Source organism: Roseateles subflavus, assembly GCF_030285365.1.
In the GTDB taxonomy this organism is placed as follows: domain Bacteria; phylum Pseudomonadota; class Gammaproteobacteria; order Burkholderiales; family Burkholderiaceae_C; genus Roseateles_B; species Roseateles_B subflavus.
Window position 1 is genome coordinate 469,628 of the sequence record NZ_JASVDS010000002.1, and the last position, 18,466, is coordinate 488,093.

At 71.5% G+C, this 18,466-nt stretch carries 14 protein-coding genes; 4 read left to right on the forward strand and 10 right to left on the reverse strand.

The window, feature by feature from the left end; translation table 11 throughout:
- Positions 1–4: 4 nt before the first annotated feature.
- Positions 5–1,804 carry an ABC transporter ATP-binding protein gene (locus QRD43_RS07895; RefSeq protein WP_285981940.1) on the reverse strand — a complete coding sequence of 600 codons (1,800 nt, stop codon included), beginning with the start codon at positions 1,802–1,804 and terminating at the stop codon, positions 5–7.
- Positions 1,794–3,545 (reverse strand): ABC transporter ATP-binding protein, encoded by a 1,752-nt coding sequence (locus tag QRD43_RS07900; protein WP_285981941.1) that lies wholly within the window; start codon positions 3,543–3,545, stop codon positions 1,794–1,796. Before QRD43_RS07900 ends, QRD43_RS07895 begins: the two co-directional genes overlap by 11 nt.
- 631 nt (positions 3,546–4,176) lie before the next feature.
- Between QRD43_RS07900 and QRD43_RS07905 the strand changes: the two genes are divergently transcribed.
- Positions 4,177–7,236, forward strand: a complete 3,060-nt coding sequence (locus tag QRD43_RS07905; protein WP_285981942.1) for an ExeM/NucH family extracellular endonuclease — start codon at positions 4,177–4,179, stop codon at positions 7,234–7,236.
- Between the two features lie 19 nt (positions 7,237–7,255).
- Entirely contained in the window at positions 7,256–7,759 is a 504-nt protein-coding gene (locus QRD43_RS07910) for a PEP-CTERM sorting domain-containing protein (protein ID WP_285981943.1), read from the forward strand.
- A gap of 103 nt (positions 7,760–7,862) precedes the next feature.
- Here the strand turns inward: QRD43_RS07910 and QRD43_RS07915 are convergent, their stop codons facing one another.
- Genes QRD43_RS07915 through QRD43_RS07925 form a run of 3 tightly spaced genes read right to left on the reverse strand, consistent with a single transcriptional unit; the run spans position 7,863 to position 9,716 of the window.
- Positions 7,863–8,774, reverse strand: a complete 912-nt coding sequence (locus QRD43_RS07915; RefSeq protein ID WP_285981944.1) for an anti-sigma factor family protein — start codon at positions 8,772–8,774, stop codon at positions 7,863–7,865.
- A 34-nt stretch (positions 8,775–8,808) separates the two neighbouring features.
- Complete coding sequence (locus tag QRD43_RS07920; RefSeq protein WP_285981945.1) at positions 8,809–9,351, reverse strand: RNA polymerase sigma factor; 543 nt, start codon at positions 9,349–9,351, stop codon at positions 8,809–8,811.
- The gene (locus QRD43_RS07925; RefSeq protein ID WP_285981946.1) at positions 9,348–9,716 is read right to left on the reverse strand and encodes a COG4315 family predicted lipoprotein; all 369 of its coding nucleotides are present in this window, start codon (positions 9,714–9,716) and stop codon (positions 9,348–9,350) included. Before QRD43_RS07925 ends, QRD43_RS07920 begins: the two co-directional genes overlap by 4 nt.
- A gap of 248 nt (positions 9,717–9,964) precedes the next feature.
- On the opposite strand from QRD43_RS07925, the gene QRD43_RS07930 reads away from it, so the two are divergent.
- Both QRD43_RS07930 and QRD43_RS07935 read left to right on the forward strand, forming a co-directional pair.
- The gene (locus tag QRD43_RS07930) at positions 9,965–12,655 is read left to right on the forward strand and encodes a TonB-dependent receptor plug domain-containing protein (RefSeq protein ID WP_285981947.1); all 2,691 of its coding nucleotides are present in this window, start codon (positions 9,965–9,967) and stop codon (positions 12,653–12,655) included.
- Positions 12,656–12,800: 145 nt separating this feature from the next.
- Complete coding sequence (locus QRD43_RS07935) at positions 12,801–13,376, forward strand: GNAT family N-acetyltransferase (RefSeq protein ID WP_285981948.1); 576 nt, start codon at positions 12,801–12,803, stop codon at positions 13,374–13,376.
- A gap of 56 nt (positions 13,377–13,432) precedes the next feature.
- Here QRD43_RS07935 and QRD43_RS07940 read toward each other — a convergent pair whose 3' ends face one another.
- The 5 genes from QRD43_RS07940 to QRD43_RS07960 all read right to left on the reverse strand — a co-directional run bounded on the left by QRD43_RS07940 (position 13,433) and on the right by QRD43_RS07960 (position 18,438).
- Positions 13,433–14,038 (reverse strand): PEP-CTERM sorting domain-containing protein, encoded by a 606-nt coding sequence (locus QRD43_RS07940; RefSeq protein WP_285981949.1) that lies wholly within the window; start codon positions 14,036–14,038, stop codon positions 13,433–13,435.
- Positions 14,039–14,224: 186 nt separating this feature from the next.
- On the reverse strand, positions 14,225–15,502 hold the full coding sequence (locus QRD43_RS07945; protein WP_285981950.1) for a DEAD/DEAH box helicase: 1,278 nt from the start codon (positions 15,500–15,502) through the stop codon (positions 14,225–14,227).
- A complete protein-coding gene (dbpA, locus tag QRD43_RS07950; protein WP_285982499.1) occupies positions 15,499–16,836 on the reverse strand; it encodes an ATP-dependent RNA helicase DbpA in 1,338 nt (445 codons plus the stop codon). The genes QRD43_RS07945 and dbpA overlap by 4 nt, the downstream gene beginning before the upstream one ends.
- A gap of 179 nt (positions 16,837–17,015) precedes the next feature.
- The gene (locus QRD43_RS07955) at positions 17,016–17,657 is read right to left on the reverse strand and encodes a lipase family protein (protein ID WP_285981951.1); all 642 of its coding nucleotides are present in this window, start codon (positions 17,655–17,657) and stop codon (positions 17,016–17,018) included.
- A 169-nt stretch (positions 17,658–17,826) separates the two neighbouring features.
- Entirely contained in the window at positions 17,827–18,438 is a 612-nt protein-coding gene (locus tag QRD43_RS07960; protein WP_285981952.1) for a LysE family translocator, read from the reverse strand.
- Positions 18,439–18,466: the final 28 nt, after the last annotated feature.

Sequence of the window (18,466 nt, forward strand, 5' to 3'; positions counted from 1 at the left end):
GCCCTCACTCCTCCAGCGCCTGCAGCTGCACGAGCCGCTGGTAGATCCCGCCGTCGAGGGCCATCAGCGCCTCGTGCGTGCCGCGTTCCGCCAGGCGGCCATGGTTGAGCACCAGGATCTGGTCCGCCTCGCGGATCGTCGAGAGCCGGTGCGCGATGGCGATCACGCTGACCTGCCCGTGCAGCTCGCGCAGGGCCTCGGAGATGAGGGCCTCGGTCGCGCTGTCGATGCTGGCGGTCGCCTCGTCGAGGAACAGCAGACGCGGCGACCCCGCCAGCGCCCGCGCCATCGCGATCAGCTGCTTCTGGCCGGTGGACACGCGGGCCCCGCCTTCGCCCAGCAGCGTGTCGTAGCCCTGCGGCAGCGCCATGATGTGCTCGTGGATCCGGGCCTGGCGGGCCGCGCGGACCATGGCCTCCTCGGAGATGTCCCGGCCCATCGTGATGTTCTCGCGCGCCGAGGCGGCCATCAGGTAGGGCTCCTGCGGCACGAGGCCCACGGCATCGCGGAAGGCCGCATCGGGGATGTGGGCCAGCGGCTGGCCGTCCACCAGGATGCGCCCCTGCTGCGCCTGGTAGAAGCGCAGCAGCAGCGCCAGCAGCGTGCTCTTGCCCGAGCCCGTGTGACCGACGATGCCGGTGAAGCTGCCGGCGGGGAAGTGCAGGTCCAGGTCCTGGAGCACCCACTGCGGCTGGCCGTCGGGCCGGTCCTTGTAGGCGAAGCGCAGCCGCTCCACGTGCAGCTCGCCCCGCGCGATGCGGGCCTCGGCCCGCTGTTCGCTGGGCTCGGCGCTTTCCTGCAGCAGCGTGCGGACCCGCGAGGCCGCCACCATCGACTGCTGCAGCTGGCCGAACTGCATGGTGATCTGGATCAGCGGTTCGACGACCCGCGAGATGTAGCTCAGGAAGGCATACAGCAGGCCGACCTCCATCGCCTGCCCGAGGCCTGCCACGTGCAGGGCCTCGCGCTGCCCGAAGCCATAGATGAGCGTGATGATCAGCAGCACGTTGAGCAGGTCCAGCGCGGGGCGCAGCAGCCAGGCATTGGCGCGCAGCTCGGAGACGCGCGCCTCCCAGTGCCGGCCGTTGGTCTGCTCGAAGCGCTGGGCGAAGCGGCCCGCCGCGCCGGTGGCCTGCAACACGGCCATGCCGGCCAGGCTCTCGGCCATCTGGGCATTGATGTCGGAACGCAGCTCGCGGGCCCGCTGCACCGCCGGGGCGCTCCAGCGCTGGTAGAGCCAGATGATCAGCACGCTGGCCGGCACCAGGGCCAGCACGATCAGCATCAGCCGCCAGTCCAGCCAGGCCATGGCGGCCAGCGCGCCGAGGATGACGAGGCCGGAATCCAGCATCACGTACAGCACCTGGCGGTAGAGCTGGTTGACGGCTTCCGTGTCGTTCGTGACGCGGCTCAGCAGCTGGCCGGAGATCGAGCGGTCGAAGAAGGCCATGGGCAGGCCCATGACGTGGGCGAAGACGCGGTCGCGCAGGCGCAGCACCGAGCGCCGGGCCACGCCGGCCATGCGTGTGAGCTGGGCGTAGCGCACCCAGGAGGCGATCCAGCCGCAGGCCAGCAGGCCGGCCAGCAAGGCCGCCATGGCCGGCAGCTCGAACTGGCGCGGGAGCAGGTGCTCGTCGATGAAGCGCTTGCCCAGCGCGGGGCCCAGGGCCTCGAGTCCGGCCGCGACGAGCAGCCACAGGGCGCCCCATCGCAGGCGCCGCTTCTCGGGCCGGGCGGCTTCCAGCAGCAGGCCCACGGCCTGCCAGGGGCTGGGCGCCGGCTTGTTCTTGTCCTCAGGCTGCATCGAGCGAGGCCTCCAGTTGTTGATAGCGCCACTGGGCGGCATACCAGCCGCCGGCCGCCAGCAGCGTGTCGTGCGTGCCGCGCTCCACGATGCGGCCCGCCTTGAGCACGACGATCTCGTCCGCCTCCATGACGGCGCTGAGCCGGTGGCTCACCACCACGAGGCCGCGTTCGGGGTGGGCCTCGCGCAGTTCACGCAGATGAGCCAGGATCTGCGTCTCGGTGCCGGTGTCCACGGCGGAGAGCGCATCGTCCAGCATCAGCAGCGGCGCCTCGCTGAGCAGGGCGCGGGCGATGGCCACGCGCTGGCGCTGGCCGCCGGAGAGCGTCACGCCGCGCTCGCCGACCAGCGTCTCGTAGCCCAGGGGCAGGGCGGCGATGTCCTCGTGCACGGCGGCCAGTCGTGCGACCTGCTCGATGGCCTCGCGCGAGGCATCGGGGCGGGCCAGCGCGATGTTCTCGGCGATCGAGGCGGAGAAGAGGAAGGGCTCCTGCGGCACCCAGGCAAGGCCGCGGCGCAGGGCCTCCAGCCGCACCTCGACCAGCGGGAGCTGGCCCAGCAAGACCTGACCCTCCGTGGGTTCGAACTGGCGCAGCAGCAGCTTGATCAGCGTGGACTTGCCGGCGCCCGTCGGGCCCACGATGCCCAGCGTGCGCCCGGGCGACAGGCTCAGGTCGATGCCGCCGAGCGCCGCCCGCTCGCTGCCCGGATAGCTGAAGCCGAGGTCCTGCAGGTGCAGCGGCACGTCGGTCGGCAGCGCGAGGCGGCCACCGTCCTGCAGGCTCAGCGGTGCGTCCAGCACCGGCTGCAGGCGGCTCCAGGCAGCGCGGCCGCGCTCCAGCAGGGACAGCACCCAGCCGGCCGCGAACATCGGCCAGATCAGCTGGCCCAGGTACATGGTGAAGCTGGTCAGCTGGCCGATGCTCAGCTCCTGCCGGGCGACCAGCCAGCCGCCCAGGCCCAGCGCGATCACGGTGGCTGCCGTCAGCGCCATGCCGACGGCGGGCTCGTAGGCCGCTTCCCAGCGCTGGGCGCGGAAGGCGGCCTCGCCGGCGTGGTCGGCCAGCTCGTGGAACTGCCGGCCCGCGCGCGGGATCAGGCCCAGCGCGCGCAGCGTGCGCACGCCGGCCAGGCTCTCCTGGGCGTGCTGGTTGAGGCTGGAGAAGCGCGCCAGCGAGTCCTTCCAGGCGAGGTGCACGTGGTTGGAGATGAACCAGAAGGCCAGCGCCATCAGCGGGAAGGGCACGAGCGCGGCGAGGCCCAGGCGCCAGTCCACGCCCAGGGTCATCATGCTCAGCACGAGGATCAGCGTGAGGCTGCCGTCGAAGGCCGCGAGCAGGGCCTCGCCGGCGGCCATCTCGACGGCGTCGATGTCGTTCGTGGCGAGGGCCATGAGGTCGCCGCTGCGCTGGGCCTGGAAGAAGGCCGGGCCCTGCAGGGTCATGCGTTCATAGAGGCGGGTGCGCAGCTCGCGGCCCAGACGGTAGGCGGCTGCGAACAGCTGCAGCCGCCAGCCCACGCGCAGCAGGTAGATGGACAGGCCGGCCCCCAGGAGCAGGCCCAGCTGCATCCAGAGGTCCGGACCCTGCAGCCGGCCCTGGGCCAGGCCATCGACCAGATGCCCCACCTGGCGCGGAATCCAGACGGTCAGCACGGCAATGGTGGCCAGCATCACGGCGGCCGAGGCATAGGCGCGCCAGTGGCGGGCCACGAAGGCCGAGAGGAGGCGGGTGAGTGTCATGGGGGGCGGAGCTTAAGCGCTTCGGGCGCCGGGCGGGGCCGCTCATTGTGCCAAGCGGGGCCAGGAAGCATCCAAAGGTGACAGGCCTCCCGCGGGCGGCAGGCGAACGGCGGCGCTGTTGTCTGGCATCCACATGGTTTGCCCGAGGCTCGGGCGCGGTGCCACTGCCCGCCGATGGGGCGCGGCCCGAGGCCTGGCGGGCGCCCCTCCCATGGGCAGGCGCCGCAGTCCGGGCGGGACTGCACCAGCGTGAGGCAGGCGGCCGGGCGGGGCGACGGGGGCATGACCTGACCCCCATGGATCGGCGCGTGAATTTGTCACAAGTCGCCGATAGCATGCGCAAGCGTCGTGGCAGAGGTCGTGGGCCGGACGCACCCCGTGCCGCGGCGCCGAGCCCGCTCATGCCGCCACGGACGCCCGCGAGGGAGCAAGAGGCAGGAGGCGCGCAGCGCGCGTGACCAGGAGATCGGACGAGTGGTGAAGCGCAAACCTTTGCGCCTTCGCCCCATCGCCCGGATCCGCGTCGCGCCCCGCATCTCCGGCCCTGCCCGTCGCGAGGGTCCGGGGCGATCGGCCCGAGCCGTCGCGCACGACCGTCACTCCTTCCAATGCAGCAGTCGAGATGCAATCCATGAAGCTCAAACCCTTGGCAATCTTGCTGGCCGCGGCCTTCGCCGCGCCGGCCGTGCTGGCCTCGCCCAGCGGCGTCGTGATCAGCCAGATCTATGGCGCCGGCGGCAACAACGGCGCCACGTACAAGAACGACTACATCGAGATCTTCAACGCCGGTGCCGTCGCGGTGGACATTGGCGGCTGGTCGGTCCAGTACGCCTCGTCGGCGGGCAGCAGCTGGCAGGTGACCGGCATTCCCGGCGGCACGCAGCTCAAGGCCGGCCAGTACCTGCTGATCCGCCAGCAGGCGGGAGCGGGTGGCACGGTGGATGTCGTCGGTGACGTGAACGGCAACATCCCGATGTCGGCCACGGCCGGCAAGGTCGCCCTGGTCCGCAGCACGACCGCGCTGAGCGGCACGAACCCGGCGGGTGTCGAGGACATCGTCAGCTTCGGCACGGCCTCCACGCCCACCGAGGGCTCGCCCACGCCGACGCTGGGCGCCTCGAACGCCGCCTTCCGCGCCGCCGACGGCTGCACGGACACCAACAGCAACAGCGCCGACTTCAGCCTCGCCGCGCCGCTGCCCCGCAACAGCGCCAGCGCGCTGAAGTCCTGCGGCGGATCGTCCACGGCCCAGCCCATCATCCCCAGCTGCCCGGATGCCAGCGCCACCGCCGGCACCAGCGCCAGCTTCGCCGTGAGCGCCAGCGATGCCGACAGCATCGTCAACGCCGCCGCCATCGTGGGCACCTGGCCGGCCGGCTTCACCCTCGGCGGCTTCAGCAGCGCGCCCGGCGTGGGCGGCACGGCCAGCCAGCAGGTGAGCGTGGCCGGCAGCGTCACGCCCGGCCTGTACAGCCTGGGCCTGGACTGGAGCAACGACGGCGGTCAGCACGCCAGCTGCACCTTCAAGGTCAACGTCAGCGGCCCCCTGCCCATCTACAAGCTGCAGGGCAGCGGCGCCAAGAGCCCCTACGAGGGCCAGACCGTGAGCACCCGCGGCGTGGTGACCAAGCTCAACAGCAACGGCTTCTTCCTGCAGGACCCCGTGGGCGATGGCGACCCGACCACCTCCGACGCCATCTTCGTGTTCACCAGCACGGCGCCGACGGTCAGCGTGGGCCAGCTCATCCAGCTCAGCGGCAAGGTGACCGAGTTCAACACCGGCTCGGCCGGCAATGCCGCCACGCTGGCGCGCCCGCTGACGCAGCTGACCTCGCCCACCGGCATCGCCGTGCAGGGCAGCGGCTACGTGGTGACGCCTGTCGAGGTGGACCTCGCGACGCTTCCTGCCGACGGCCTGGAAGCGTATGAGGGCATGGTCGTGACCCTGCGCGGCCCGCTGACCGTGCAGCAGAACTACTTCCTCCAGCGCTTCGGGCAGCTGACCCTCGCCGCGGGCGGCCGCCTGCTGGCCCCGACGAACGTCATGCCCGCGGGCCCGGATGCGCTGGCGATGAAGGCGGACAACCAGCGCCGCTCGATCATCCTGGACGACGGCACCTCGCTGCAGAACGTCAACCCGACGCCCTTCATCGGCGCCGACAACACCGTGCGCGCCGGGGACACCCTGGCCTCGCTGACCGGGGTGATCGACTACGGCCTGGCCACCAGCAGCAGCAGCGGCGCCGGCTCGTACAAGATCCATCCGCTGGCCGCACCGGACTTCGCGCGCACCAATCCCCGCGTCGCCACGCCGCAGGTGTCGGGCGGCAATGTGCGCATCGCCAGCGCCAACGTGCTGAACTTCTTCACCACCTTCACCAACGGCCAGACCTTCGACGGCAAGAGCGGCCAGGGCTGCGCGCTGGGCGGTTCCGTGTCCGCGGGCAACTGCCGCGGGGCGGACAACCTGACCGAGTTCCAGCGCCAGCGCGCGAAGATCGTGGCCAACCTGGCCGGTCTGAACGCAGACGTGGTGGGCCTGATGGAGATCCAGAACAACGGCAACACCGCGCTGCAGCACCTGGTGGACTCGCTCAACGCGCAGGTCGGCGCGGGCACCTATGCCCTCGTGCCGACCCCGGCGCAGGGCACGGGCGACGACGCCATCCGTGTGGCCATGATCTACAAGCCGGGCAAGCTGACGCTCAACGGGGTGTCGATCTCCGATCCGGACGACGTCAACAACCGCCCGCCGCTGGCCCAGGGCTTCCTGCTGCCCAATGGCGAGAAGTTCTCGGTGATCGTCAACCACCTGAAGTCCAAGGGCAGCTGCCCGAATTCCGGTCCCGACGCCGACGACGGCCTGCAGGGCTGCTGGACCGCCACCCGCGTGGCGCAGGCCCAGCGCCTGAAGACCTTCCTGGGCACGGTGAAGAGCAGCTACGGCACGCCGCAGGTGGTGCTGCTGGGCGACTTCAACGCCTACGCCAAGGAAGACCCGATCCTGGCGCTGACCAGCGACGGCAGCATCGTCGACCAGGTCGGCCGCTTCGATCCCGCGGACTACTCCTACGTGTTCGACGCCACGGCCGGCCGCCTGGACCATGGCTTCAGCACGGCCGAGCTGAGCCCGAAGGTGGTGTACGCGACGTCCTGGCACATCAATGCCGATGAGCCCACGCTGCTGGACTACAACCTCGAGTTCAAGCAGCCCGCCTGCGCGACCTGCAGCCCCGACCTCTACACGCCCTCGGCGTTCAAGAGCTCGGACCATGACCCGATGGTGATGGGCCTGGACCTGACGAAGCGCATCAATGGCACCACCGGCAATGACACGATCGTGGGCACGGACGGCGACGACGTCATCGAGGGCGGCCTGGGCCGCGACATGCTGACCGGCGGCAAGGGCCGCGACCAGTTTGTCTACCGCACCGGCGCCGACGGCCTGGACACCATCGCCGACTTCACGCCTGGCGAGGACCTGCTGGTCTTCACCGAGCTGCTGAAGAACGTGGGCATCAGCAGCGCCGACCCGCTGGGCCAGGGCTTCGTGACCTGCACGCCGCAGACCGGCGGCGCGCTGATCGGCTATGACCCGGACGGCGCCGTCGGCGTGGCCAAGTCCCGCCCGGTGGTGCTGCTCAAGGGCCTGAGCTGCAGCGCCGTGACCCCGTCCATCTTCAAGTTCTGAATCCGAGAGAGAGATCGCCATGAACAAGACCCGTTCCCTCCTGGCCGCCGCGCTGCTGACGGCCGGCCTGAGCCTCGGCGCCCAGGCGGCGCCCGTCAGCCAGACCTTCGAAGGCCTGATCGATGCCGGCCCGCTGCTGAACGAGACCTTCACCGGCTTCTTCAGCTACGACGACGCCGCGCTCACCTTCAGCGGCTTCGAGTCCGTCGCGCTGAGCACCTTCGGCCTGGACTTCCTCGGCGCCAGCCACGGCCTCAACGCCACCGCCACGGCCGACTTCCAGGACGGGATCTTCCTCGGCCTGAGCTACGTCGACGGCACGCCGGACTGGAGCCTCAGCTTCACCTCCGGCTCCTTCGACAGCAGCGATGCCTACCTGCACTACAGCGTCACGGGCGGCGTGGAGAGCAGCGGCGCCTACGTGGTGAAGGACGCGGCCTCGGCCGTGCCGGAGCCGGCCAGCCTGGCGCTGAGCCTGCTGGCGCTGGGGGGCGTGGCCTTCGCTCGCCGCCGCCAGGGCTGATCGAGTCCGGCCTGACACCGGAGGGCGCCGCATGCGGCGCCCTTTTTTTGGGGATGGCGGCCCTCTGGTGCGAGCCGGACACGCCGAAGGCCATCGGTGCCGCTTAGCCCTGCAACGCCCGATACACCCGCTCACTCAACCGCTCCAGCAGCGTGGCGTCCACCGCGGCGCTCACCGCGTAGGCCAGCGGCCCGTCCCGCCAGTAGATGCTGCGGGTGAGGAGCTCGCCCTGGCGCTGCTCGCTGCGCTGGAAGGCGGTGCCGCCCTGGCGGCCGGCGGGGCTGCCGTCGACGGCGATGTAGAGGGTCAGGCGTTGCCCCTCGGCGTTCTCGTACATGAGCTGGGCACGCGCCAGCGAGGCCCCCGCGCCGGCGGGCACGGCCTCGCCCGCTGGCAGCAGCCGCCCGCCCATGAGCCGGAAGCCCTCGGCCTGCAGGTCCGGCGCGCGCAGGGGCTGGCCGAGGCGCTTGGAGAGCCACTGCAGCAGGTGGTCCTGGTCCGCGGCGGCCACCTCCACGGGATGGCGGCGCTCGACCTGGTAGACGGCGTGAGCAATGGCCGCGTCCCGCACGAAGGCGGGGGCTGAGCGGGCCTGCAGCAGGGAACCGTTCGGCCGCCCCAGGAGCCAGCCCAGGCCCGTGCCTGCCGCGCCGGACACGGCCACGGTGCCGATCAGCAGCCACATCGCGGCCTGGCGCTGCGCCCACCAGGGCAGGGGCGCCTGCGGGGGCGGTGCGGGCGGCGAGGCGCTCAGCCCGCGCAGCGGTGCCAGCACCGCATCCGGCAGGGGCTCATCGAGACACTCGGCCTGCAGACCCTGCAGTGCCTGGCGCTGGGCCTGCCAGGCCTGCACCCGGGCGGCGAGTTCGGGCCACTCGTCGAGCCGCCGCCGCAGCGCCTGGGCCTCGGCCGGCGTCAGCTCGCCATCGACGAGCGCATGCAGGCTCGTCTCGTCGGGCGGGGAGGGCGGGGCCGGCGCGCGTGCGTCGTCGCCGGGCTCGTGCGGGGCACTCATGCGGGGTCCTCGGAAGAAGGGATCGGGGCCGGTGTCATTTGACGACTCGCAAGGCGGCGGGGGCGGTGCCGGGGGTGGGGCGGGCCGGCTCGCTCATGAGCACCCGCAGGCGTTCGCGGGCGCGCGAGAGGCGGGACATCACGGTGCCGACGGGGATGTCCAGCACCCGCGCGGTGGCCTCGTAGCTGAGCTCCTCCACGCACACGAGCAGCAGCACCTCGCGCGCGGCCGAGGGCAGGGCGGCGAGACCGCGCTCCAGGTCCAGACGCAGGTGGAGCTGCTCGTGCGGGCGGTGCTGCTCCTGCGCCTCGTGGCGCTCGTCCAGGGGTTCCAGGCGGGCGGCCTGTTCATCGCGCCACTGGTTGAGGTAGCGCCGGTGCATCACGGTCAGCAGCCAGGCGCGCAGGGCCGCGCCGGGCACACGCTCCGCCACCGGCGCCTGCCAGAGATGCGCCTTGCGGGCGGCGTGCTCCAGGGTGTCCTGCAGCAGGTCGTCCGCGCGGCTGGCATCGCCGGTCAGCAGCCGCGCATGACGGCGCAGCCGGGGCAGGTGGGGGAGCGCGTCGTCCAGCGTCACGGCGTGGCGGTGTGCCAGACCTTGTTGACGCCGTCTCCGCTGCGCTCGCCGGGCTTCTGGTCCTTCACCCAGTAGTACAGCGGCTTGCTCTTGTAGGCCCACTGGCGGCTGCCGTCGTCGCGGGTGATGACGGACCAGTCGCCCGAGGCCTTGGCATCGGCGCCGGCCATCAGCGGGGGCCAGTTCATGGCGCAGGGGCCGTTGCAGGCGCTCTTGCCGCCGGCGTCCTTGTCGAAGGTGTAGAGCGTCATGCCGTTGGCGCCGACGAGGGCGCCGTCCTGCGCGCGGGCCGGGGCGGGCGGCGCGCTGGCGCAGGCGGCCAGGAGCAGGGCGGGGATCGAGAGGGCGAGTGCAAGGTGCTTCATGGGCATCTCCAGTGGGGATGAACGTAGAACACGCGGGCGGTCGCCAGTATTCCCTGCGCCTGAAAAAAAAGGGGAGCGCCTCGTGTTGGCGCAACGGTCTGACCCGGATGCGGGCAAGTCCTAAGATAAATATATTCACGAAATGCCAGAATTATTCGCAAAGGATATGTGAAGACGATCCTTTGCGCTCGAGCGGCGATCGCCCGCCCGACGCCCGCAAGACGCCACAGAAACAACGAGGAGACTCCATGAACCGTTCGCCCCTGTCTGCCCTGCCGTGCCCGCTTCCGGCACGCCTGAGCCTGCTGGCCGGCGCCCTGCTGGTGCTGGCGGCGCAGGCCCGCGCCCAGAGCGCCGAGCCCGCCCCCGAGCCGGCGCCCCAGACCCTGCAGCGGGTCGAGATCGTGGGCTCCAGCATCAAGCGCATCCGCGCGGAAGGCCCCAGCCCCATCGCCATCTACAAGCGCAGCGACATCGAGGCCACCGGGGCCTCGTCGACCGTGGAGCTGCTGTCCAAGATGGCGGCGGTCACGGCCTACGACGACGGCAACAACGCCAACTCCTTCTCCGCGGGCGCCACCAGCGCCAGCCTGCGCAACATGGGCGCGCAGAACGTGCTGGTGCTGCTCAATGGCCGTCGCCTGGCCAACTACGCCTTCGCGGCCGGCACCGACACGCCCTTCGTCGACCTCAACACCATCCCGCTCGCCGCGGTGGAGCGCGTGGAGATCCTGCGTGACGGGGCCTCGGCGCTGTACGGCTCCGATGCCGTGGCCGGCGTGATGAACTTCGTGACCAAGACGGACTACCAGGGCCTGGAAGTGGCCGGCAAGCTGGGCCAGCGCACGGCGGGCGACCAGCGCCGCGGCGAGTTCAGCGTGACGAGCGGCCACGGCGACCTCGCGCGTGACGGCTACAACCTGCTCGCGATGCTGGCCGCCTCGCGCCGCGAGCCTGCGCTGGCCGGCAAGCACGCGCTGGCCCGCAGCAGCGACCTGCGCCCCTACGGCGGCCTGGACCTGCGCGACACCACCCGCAGCCCGGGCTCGATCCTGCGCATCGACGAGGGCTACCGCAAGGCGCACCCCGCCTGCCCGGCGTCGCAGGTCGAGACGGACACGATCGGCGACGAATACTGCCGCACGGACCTGGCGCCCGGCACCGAGCTGGGTCCGACGCTGCAGCGCCTGAACGCCGCGGTGATGGGCACGAAGGCGCTGGATGCCAACACCGCGCTCTTCGGCGAGCTCGTGCTCGGCCAGAACCGCACGGACTGGCGGGGCGGCTACCCCTCGCTGGAGTCGGGCACCGACCACCGCGTCTATCCCGGCATGGCCGCCTATGTGCCGGCGCTCGGCCGCTGGGTGGACGACAAGGGCGTGGCGCACGAGGGCAGCCCGATCCTGGCCTTCCGCTCGGTGGACGAAGCCGGCGAGCGCGCCACGCGCTCCCTGGTGAGCAACCGCCGCGCGCTGGCCGGCGTGCGCGGCGTGTATGGGGGCTGGGACTGGGAGCTGGCGGCCATGTTCAGCCGCAGCCACGGCGACCAGACCGAATACAACATGCTCAAGCGCGACGCCGTGCTGAACGCGCTGGACAAGGGCGGCTACAACCCCTTCGTGCCCGTGAACACGCGGGCCTCGGCCGAGGCGCTCATGACGGACGTCGTCAAGCAGGCCACGTCCACGCTCAGCACGGTCGATGCCAAGGTCAGCAACCCCGAGCTGACGCGCGTCCTGGGCGGCCCGCTGGGCGTCGCTGCCGGCGTGCAGTTCATGCGCGAGCGCATGCAGGAGGTGGCCGATCCGCAGGTGGCAGCCAAGAACATCGAGAACTGGAGCGGCACCTCCTCGGACGGCAGCCGCCGGGTGGCCTCGGGCTTCGTGGAGTTCAACCTCCAGCCCAATCCCGCCACCGAGATCCAGCTGGCGCTGCGCAGCGATCACTACAGCGACTTCGGCACCACCACGAACCCCAAGCTCGCCGTGGCCTTCCGCCCGAGCGGCGACTGGCTGCTGCGCGCGGGCTACACGACGGCCTTCAAGGCGCCGTCGCTGCCGCAGATGCACATGGGCTCGACCAACGCCTACCCGGGCGAGGGCATCCGTGACTGGGTCCGCTGCCGCCCGATGGGCCTGAACTACGACCAGTGCGCCTACTACCCGCGCCTGACCTATGTGCCCAACCCCGCGCTCAAGCCCGAGCGCAGCTCGATCTGGAGTGCCGGCGTCGCCTTCAATCCGTCGAAGGCGCTCAACACCACGGTCGACCTCTACTACCTGAAGCAGAAGGACTCCATCAACCTGCTGGACGGCCAGTACCTCATCGACCACGAGTTCGATACCCCCGGCTTCGCCGAGCTGATCACCCGCGATCCGCGCAATCCCGCCCTCGAGGCGCGCTACCCCGGCCTCAAGGACGGCCGCCTCAAGTACCTGACGCTGCCCTACAAGAACGTCGGCGGCATCGAGACCGGCGGCGTGGACTGGACGATGCGCCTGGAGCAGGAATGGGCGGGCATCCGCTTCTGGCTGGAGAACGAGTACAACGCCATCCTGCGCTACAAGTCCGCCTACACGCCCGACGGCGACCTGCTGGACCGCGTGGGCGGCTACAGCCAGGAGAAGTGGCGCAACACCCTGCGCGTGGGCGGCGAGCAGGGCGCCTGGCGGGTGCAGCTCAACGGCCTGACGTATGCCGGCGTGCTCAACGTCAGCAGCCCGGCCTCGCTGCAGCCCGGCGTGGACCCCGGCCGCATGCCCAGCCGCACGGTGTGGGACCTGTCCGTGGGCTACACGGGCTGGCGCAACCTGAAGCTGAACCTCACGGTGCTCAATGTCTTCGACATCAAGCCGCGCTTCTCCACCGGCTACGGCGGCTTCTATGACGACCGCTACGGCCCGACGGTCCAGCTCGCCGCCCGCTACACGCTGCGCTGAGCGCCGCGACGCTTGTCTCTGCTGATGGTTGCATCAGTAGCTCTTCGGCGCCGGTGCCTGCGTGTCGGCGTCTTCATGCCCCGCCTTGTGCGGGGCTTTTTTTTGGGATCGCAGCGCGTGCTGTGTGAGGGTTAGCATGCGCGCCATGCTCATCGAAAGAATCACACCCTGCGGGCGTGGCGACGCAAGACCTGACCCCGAAGAGGCAGGCACCACCGGGCGCCTGGCCATCGCGCCGCTGACCGCGGCCGATGTCGAGCCGCTGGCGGAGCGGCTGTGGCACGAGGCGGTCTACCGCCACCTCGGCGGCCTGCCGGCGGCGTCCTCGGCGGTGGCGGCGTGGCTGCATGGCACGCTGGCCGGACCGCGCCCCGACCAGCCGCCCGAGCAGTGGCTCAACTACGTCATGCGCCTGGCAGACGGCGGCGAGATCGTGGGCCTGCTGCAGGCTACGCTGCATGAGGGCATCGCCGAAGTGGCCTTCCTGCTGGCGCCGGCGCACTGGGGCCGGGGCCTTGCCGCCGAGGGGCTGCGGTGGCTGCATGAGACGCTTGGGCGCGTGAGCCCGGGCGTCGCCTGCTGGGCCACGACGGTGCCGGAGCACCGCCATTGCCAGGCGCTGCTGGCGCGGGCCGGCTATGTCCGTGCCGAACCGCCCGTGATGCCGGCGCTGTCCACGTACGACGAGGGCGATTGGGTGTACTGCCGCCCCGGCGAGTGAAGCACCTGCGGTGGGGCAGGGCCTGAGCGCGGGAGCGCCGCCGCCCTGCCGGCGGGTCAGGCCTTGCGGCGGCGACCGAAGCTGCCCAGCACGCCCAGGCCCAGGCCGGCCAGGGCCAGGCTGGAAGGCAGCGGCACCGCGTTGCGGGCATCGTCCAGGGACAGGTTGTCCAGGGTGAAGCCGCCGCGGATGCCGTCGAAGACCAGGCGATCGAAGCTGCCAAGGCCCAGCAGGCTGATGGTCTGGAGCGGCGTGATGGTGTCGAAGTCGACGTGCAGCAGGCCGACCGAGGTCAGACCCAGGAAGGCCTCGATGTCCATGCCGAGGTTGCTGCCGAGGTTGAGCGAGCCGGAGGAGCCGACGTCGACGCTCAGCCCGCTGAAGATGCCGCCGTCGCTGCGCTTCACGAAGATCTGCGTGTCACGGTCGTTCACGAGGACGCCCGTCCCGTTGCCCACCGGGCCGAGGAGCTGGCTGTCCACCTCATGGAAGTGCTGTTCCTGCCCGGCGGGATTGCCCAGGAGGAAGCCCGAGCGCAGGATCGGCGAATCGTAGGCCGTGTTGGCGGACCCTTCGAAGGTCAGCGTGACCGGCGCCGCCGCGGCAGCAAACGAGGCGCCGGCAAGCGCGATGGCACTGATGGCCTTGGTCAGCAAATGCATGAAAGCTCCCGAGAGTTGAAGACAAACGTGACGGGCCGCCAGGGGTGACCCAGAAACAGCGGTAACCGGTTGCAAGAATCGTGCCCTGACCGCCCAGGTCCGTGGGCATCGGTCGCCGTGTCTTCGAACCCCGGGTCGGGGCCGTGTGCTGTCAAATAAGCCGACAGGGGCGGGGATCCCCTCGGATCAGGATCCCGCGCGTGCGGCGGCGGCCCGCAGCTTGTCCTTCTTGCTCGGGCGCCGGCCCTTCACGCCGCCCGTGGCCGCGCCCTCCGGCGCGGCGTCGGTGGGCTCGAAACCGGCGATCTGCTCGCGGGGCACGCGGCGGGCCTGCCGCTTCTCGATCAGCCGGAAATGGCCTTCGGTGGCCGCGCTGACGAAGCTCACGGCCAGACCTTCGGCCCCGGCACGGGCGGTGCGGCCGATGCGGTGCACATAGTCCGCGGCGGCGCGGGGCAGGTCGTAGTTCAGCACCACCGGCAGCCCGGCGATGTCGATGCCGCGCCCGCCGAGGTCCGTGGCGACCAGCACGCGCAGCGCGCCGGACTTGAAGTCCTCCAGCACGCGCGTGCGCGCGCCCTGGCTGGCGTCGCCGTGGAACGCGGCGGCGGCGAGGCCTGCACGGCACAGCTTGTCCGCGACGTGATCGCAGGCGTAGCGCGTGGCCACGAAGACCAGCACGCGCGTCCAGCCTTCCTGCTCGATCAGGTGACGCAGCAGGGGCGTGCGCCGGGCGGCGTCCACCGTGATGGCGCGCTCGGTGAGCCTGCGGTCGGCGAGGTCCGTGTCCTGTGTGAGCGCCTGAGTGAGCGTCACGCGCACCGGGTCGCGCAGCAGCGTGTCCGACAGCGCCTGCACCGAGGCCGGGAAGGTCGCAGAGAAGAGCAGGTGCTGGCGTTGCGTCGGCAGCAGGCCCAGCACGCGCTGGAGCTCCTCGGCGAAGCCGGCGTCGAGCAGGCGATCGGCCTCGTCCAGCACCAGGCAGCGCAGGTCGGCAAGGGTGAGGCCGTTGTGCTCGACCACATCGAGCAGGCGGCCGGGCGTGGCGACGACGATGTCCGCGCCGCCCCGCAGCGCCATGAGCTGCGGGTTGATGGACACGCCGCCGTAGAGGATGGACACCTTCACCGACACGGACAGGCAGCGCGCCGCGGCCCGCAGCAGCGCCCCGGCCTGCGCGGCCAGCTCACGCGTGGGCACGAGCACGAGCACCTGCGGCGCGCGCGCGGCACCGGCCGCCGCGCGGGCATTCCGGGACTCGACCTGCTGCAGGAGGGGGAAGGCGAAGGCGGCGGTCTTGCCCGAGCCCGTCTCGGCCGAGGCCAGCACGTCGTGCCCTGCCAGCGCGGCCGGGATGGCGGCGGCCTGCACGGGCGTCGGGGCCTCGAAACCGAGCTCGCGCGCGGCGCGCTGCAGGGCGGGCGAGAGGCCCAGCGAAGCGAAGGTGGCGGACGTGTCGCTCACAGCGTGCGGGCCTTCACGGACTTGCCCTTGACCTTGCCGGCGTTGAGCGCGCGCAGCACCTGGGCCGCGATGTCCCGCTCCACGGCGACGTAGGTCGAGAACTCGTTGACGTTGATCTTGCCGATCTTGGCGCCGGGGAAGCCCATGTCCTTGGTGAGCGCGCCCAGCACGTCGCCGGCGCGGATCTTCTCCTTGCGGCCGCCGAGGATCTGGATCGTGGCCATGGGCGCCTGCAGCGTGCCGCTGCCGGCGGGTGTCAGCTCGGCGAGCGGATACCAGGTGAAGGGCGTGCCGTGCGCATGCTCGATGCGGCCGACGGGGCCCATCTCGTCGAGGCTCGCGAGGCTGAAGGCCCAGCCTTCGCCGTCGGCGCGGCCCGTGCGGCCCACGCGGTGCGTGTGCACCTCGGCGTCGGGCGTGATGTCGACGTTGATCACGGCCTCGAGCTGCGCGATGTCCAGGCCGCGGGCGGCCACGTCGGTCGCCACGAGCACGCTGCAACTGCGGTTGGCGAACTGCACCAGCACCTGGTCGCGGTCGCGCTGGTCCAGGTCGCCATGCAGCTCCAGCGCGGAGATGCCCTGGGCGTCCAGCACGGCGACGAGGTCGCGGCACTGCTGCTTGGTGTTGCAGAAGGCCAGCGTGCTGGCCGGGCGGAAGTGGTTCAGCAGCAGGCCGACGGCGTGCAGGCGCTCGGCCTCGGTGACCTCGTAGAAGCGCTGGCGGATCTTGGTGGCCGCGTGGACCTCCTTGAGCCGCACCTCCTGCGGCTCGCGCATGAAGCGCGCGGCCATGCTGCTCACGCCGTCCGGGTAGGTGGCCGAGAACAGCAGGGTCTGGCGGGCCTTGGGCGCGCAGGCGATCACCTGGGCGATGTCCTCCGCGAAGCCCATGTCCAGCATGCGGTCGGCTTCGTCGAGCACCAGCGTGTTGAGCGCCGAGAGGTCCAGCGTCTCGCGCTGCAGGTGGTCGAGGATGCGCCCGGGCGTGCCCACGATGATGTGCGCGCCGTGCGCCAGGCTGGCGAGCTGGTTGCGCACCGGCACGCCGCCGCACAGCGTCAGCGTCTTGATGTTGTCCTCGGCGCGGGCGAGGCGGCGGATCTCCTGCGTCACCTGATCGGCCAGCTCGCGCGTGGGGCACAGCACCAGCGCCTGCACCGCGAAACGCCGCGGGTTCAGGTTCATGAGCAGCGGCAGCGTGAAGGCGGCGGTCTTGCCGCTGCCCGTCTTGGCCTGGGCGATGAGGTCCTTGCCGGCCAGCGTCAGCGGCAGGCTCGCCGCCTGGATGGGCGTCATCGTGAGGTAGCCCAGCTGCTGCAGGTTCGCCTGCATGTGGGGCGGCAGGGGCAGAGCGGCGAAGGAGGCGGAAGCGCCGGGAGCGCTGGGGGAGGCGGCAGCCGTCGGGCTGCTGGGGGTGCTGCGGGTCATGCGTGATTGTCGGTCATCCGGGCGCCGCAGGCGCAGCCCCCGGACGTCAGCAAGTCACGGGCGCCCTGGCGGAGGCGTCTCGTTCAGCCGCCGGCCCCGTCAAACCAGGCCCGGAGGGCGTCGAGTGCCACGGGATGGGCCGGGATGAAGGCATGGCTGGCCGGGATGGGCATGGCCGGCAGATGGCCATGCTGGGGCGGGTGGGCCTCGTCCACGGCCACCATGCCGTCGTTGCCGACGTGGGGGTCGCAGAGCCAGCGGAACGCGCCCAGCCAGGGCCAGGTGCCGTAGAGGCAGGCCGTCGGCACGGCAGGCATCGGCACCTGCGCCATGAGCTCCGGCCGGGCCGCGAACTGCCCGCATTCGCCGCAGGTCCAGCGGTAGATCCGCCAGTGCCGCAGGCGCATGCTCAGGCGCAGGGCCGTCAGCGGCGAGGCCAGCAGGGCCACCTTCGCGGGCTGGAGGCCCTCGGCCCGCAGGTCCGCCAGGGCCAGGCGCAGCAGCACGCCGCCGAAGGAATAGCCGACGGCGTGGAACTCGCCCTGGGCGGCCCGCTGGCGCAGGAAGTCGCGCAGCCGGGCCCGGATCTCGTCCAGCGACTGGCGGGACGCGGCGTAGTCGAAGCAGTGGACCTGCAGGCCCCGGTCCTGGAAGTAGCGGACCAGGCGCCCGCGCATGAAGCGCTTGCCGCCGACGCCGTCGATGAATGCAATGTGGGACGCCATGATGCCTCGCGCCCGGGCCGTTCACCGCCCGGGCAGGGTGCGCCCCCGACCGCCGATCGGCGAGGGCGCGCGCATTGTGCCGCAGCGGAGGCGCGGCCCAGGACCTGCGCGCTGCCCACCGAAGCGCTGGCGGGCGACCCCTTCGGCCGCCGTTGACCGGGCCGGGCCTTCAGCGGCTCAGCAGCCGCACCCCGAACCCGATCAGGCAGACCCCCGCCACGCGCCGCAGCCATTGGCTCATGCGCGGGCTGCCGCGCACCCGCTCGCCCAGTCGATGCGCCAGCAGCACGGCCACGAGGCCGTAGGCGAAGGTGAGGGCGGCGATGGTGGCGGCCATCACGGCGAAGGTCAGCAGGCCGCGATGCTTCGCCGGGTCCACGAAGAGCGGGAAGAAGGCCATGTAGAAGACGATGGCCTTGGGGTTCAGCAGCGTGATGAGCATCGCCTGGCGAAGGAAATGCCCGGGCTTGAGCTGCAGGGCGGCGGCCTCGCCCGGCTTCGCCCGCAGCATCTGCCAGCCCAGCCAGCCGAGGTAGAGCGCACCGCCCCACTGCACGACGCTGAAGGCCGTGGGCGAGGCCGCGAGCAAGGCCGCCACGCCCGCGACGGCGGCCCACATCAGCACCTGGTCTCCCAGGATCACGCCCAGCGTGGCCGCCAGGCCGCCGCGCACGCCGCCCTGGGCGGTGGCGCTGATGAGCGCCAGGTTGCCCGGGCCGGGGATGGCGAGGAACACCAGCACGGCGATGACGAAGGCGGGGTAGTCGGCGATGCCCAGCATGAACGGCTCCTGGTCGGGGGAGCCTCGA

Coding starts and splice junctions, on each gene's coding strand:
- QRD43_RS07930 (WP_285981947.1), top strand. CDS start 9,965: ATGAACCGTTCGCCCCTGTCTGCCCTGCCGTGCCCGCTTCCGGCACGC.
- QRD43_RS07910 (WP_285981943.1), top strand. CDS start 7,256: ATGAACAAGACCCGTTCCCTCCTGGCCGCCGCGCTGCTGACGGCCGGC.
- QRD43_RS07935 (WP_285981948.1), top strand. CDS start 12,801: ATGCTCATCGAAAGAATCACACCCTGCGGGCGTGGCGACGCAAGACCT.
- QRD43_RS07955 (WP_285981951.1), bottom strand. CDS start 17,657: ATGGCGTCCCACATTGCATTCATCGACGGCGTCGGCGGCAAGCGCTTC.
- QRD43_RS07960 (WP_285981952.1), bottom strand. CDS start 18,438: ATGCTGGGCATCGCCGACTACCCCGCCTTCGTCATCGCCGTGCTGGTG.
- QRD43_RS07925 (WP_285981946.1), bottom strand. CDS start 9,716: ATGAAGCACCTTGCACTCGCCCTCTCGATCCCCGCCCTGCTCCTGGCC.
- QRD43_RS07900 (WP_285981941.1), bottom strand. CDS start 3,545: ATGACACTCACCCGCCTCCTCTCGGCCTTCGTGGCCCGCCACTGGCGC.
- QRD43_RS07940 (WP_285981949.1), bottom strand. CDS start 14,038: ATGCATTTGCTGACCAAGGCCATCAGTGCCATCGCGCTTGCCGGCGCC.
- QRD43_RS07905 (WP_285981942.1), top strand. CDS start 4,177: ATGAAGCTCAAACCCTTGGCAATCTTGCTGGCCGCGGCCTTCGCCGCG.
- QRD43_RS07895 (WP_285981940.1), bottom strand. CDS start 1,804: ATGCAGCCTGAGGACAAGAACAAGCCGGCGCCCAGCCCCTGGCAGGCC.
- dbpA (WP_285982499.1), bottom strand. CDS start 16,836: ATGCAGGCGAACCTGCAGCAGCTGGGCTACCTCACGATGACGCCCATC.
- QRD43_RS07915 (WP_285981944.1), bottom strand. CDS start 8,774: ATGAGTGCCCCGCACGAGCCCGGCGACGACGCACGCGCGCCGGCCCCG.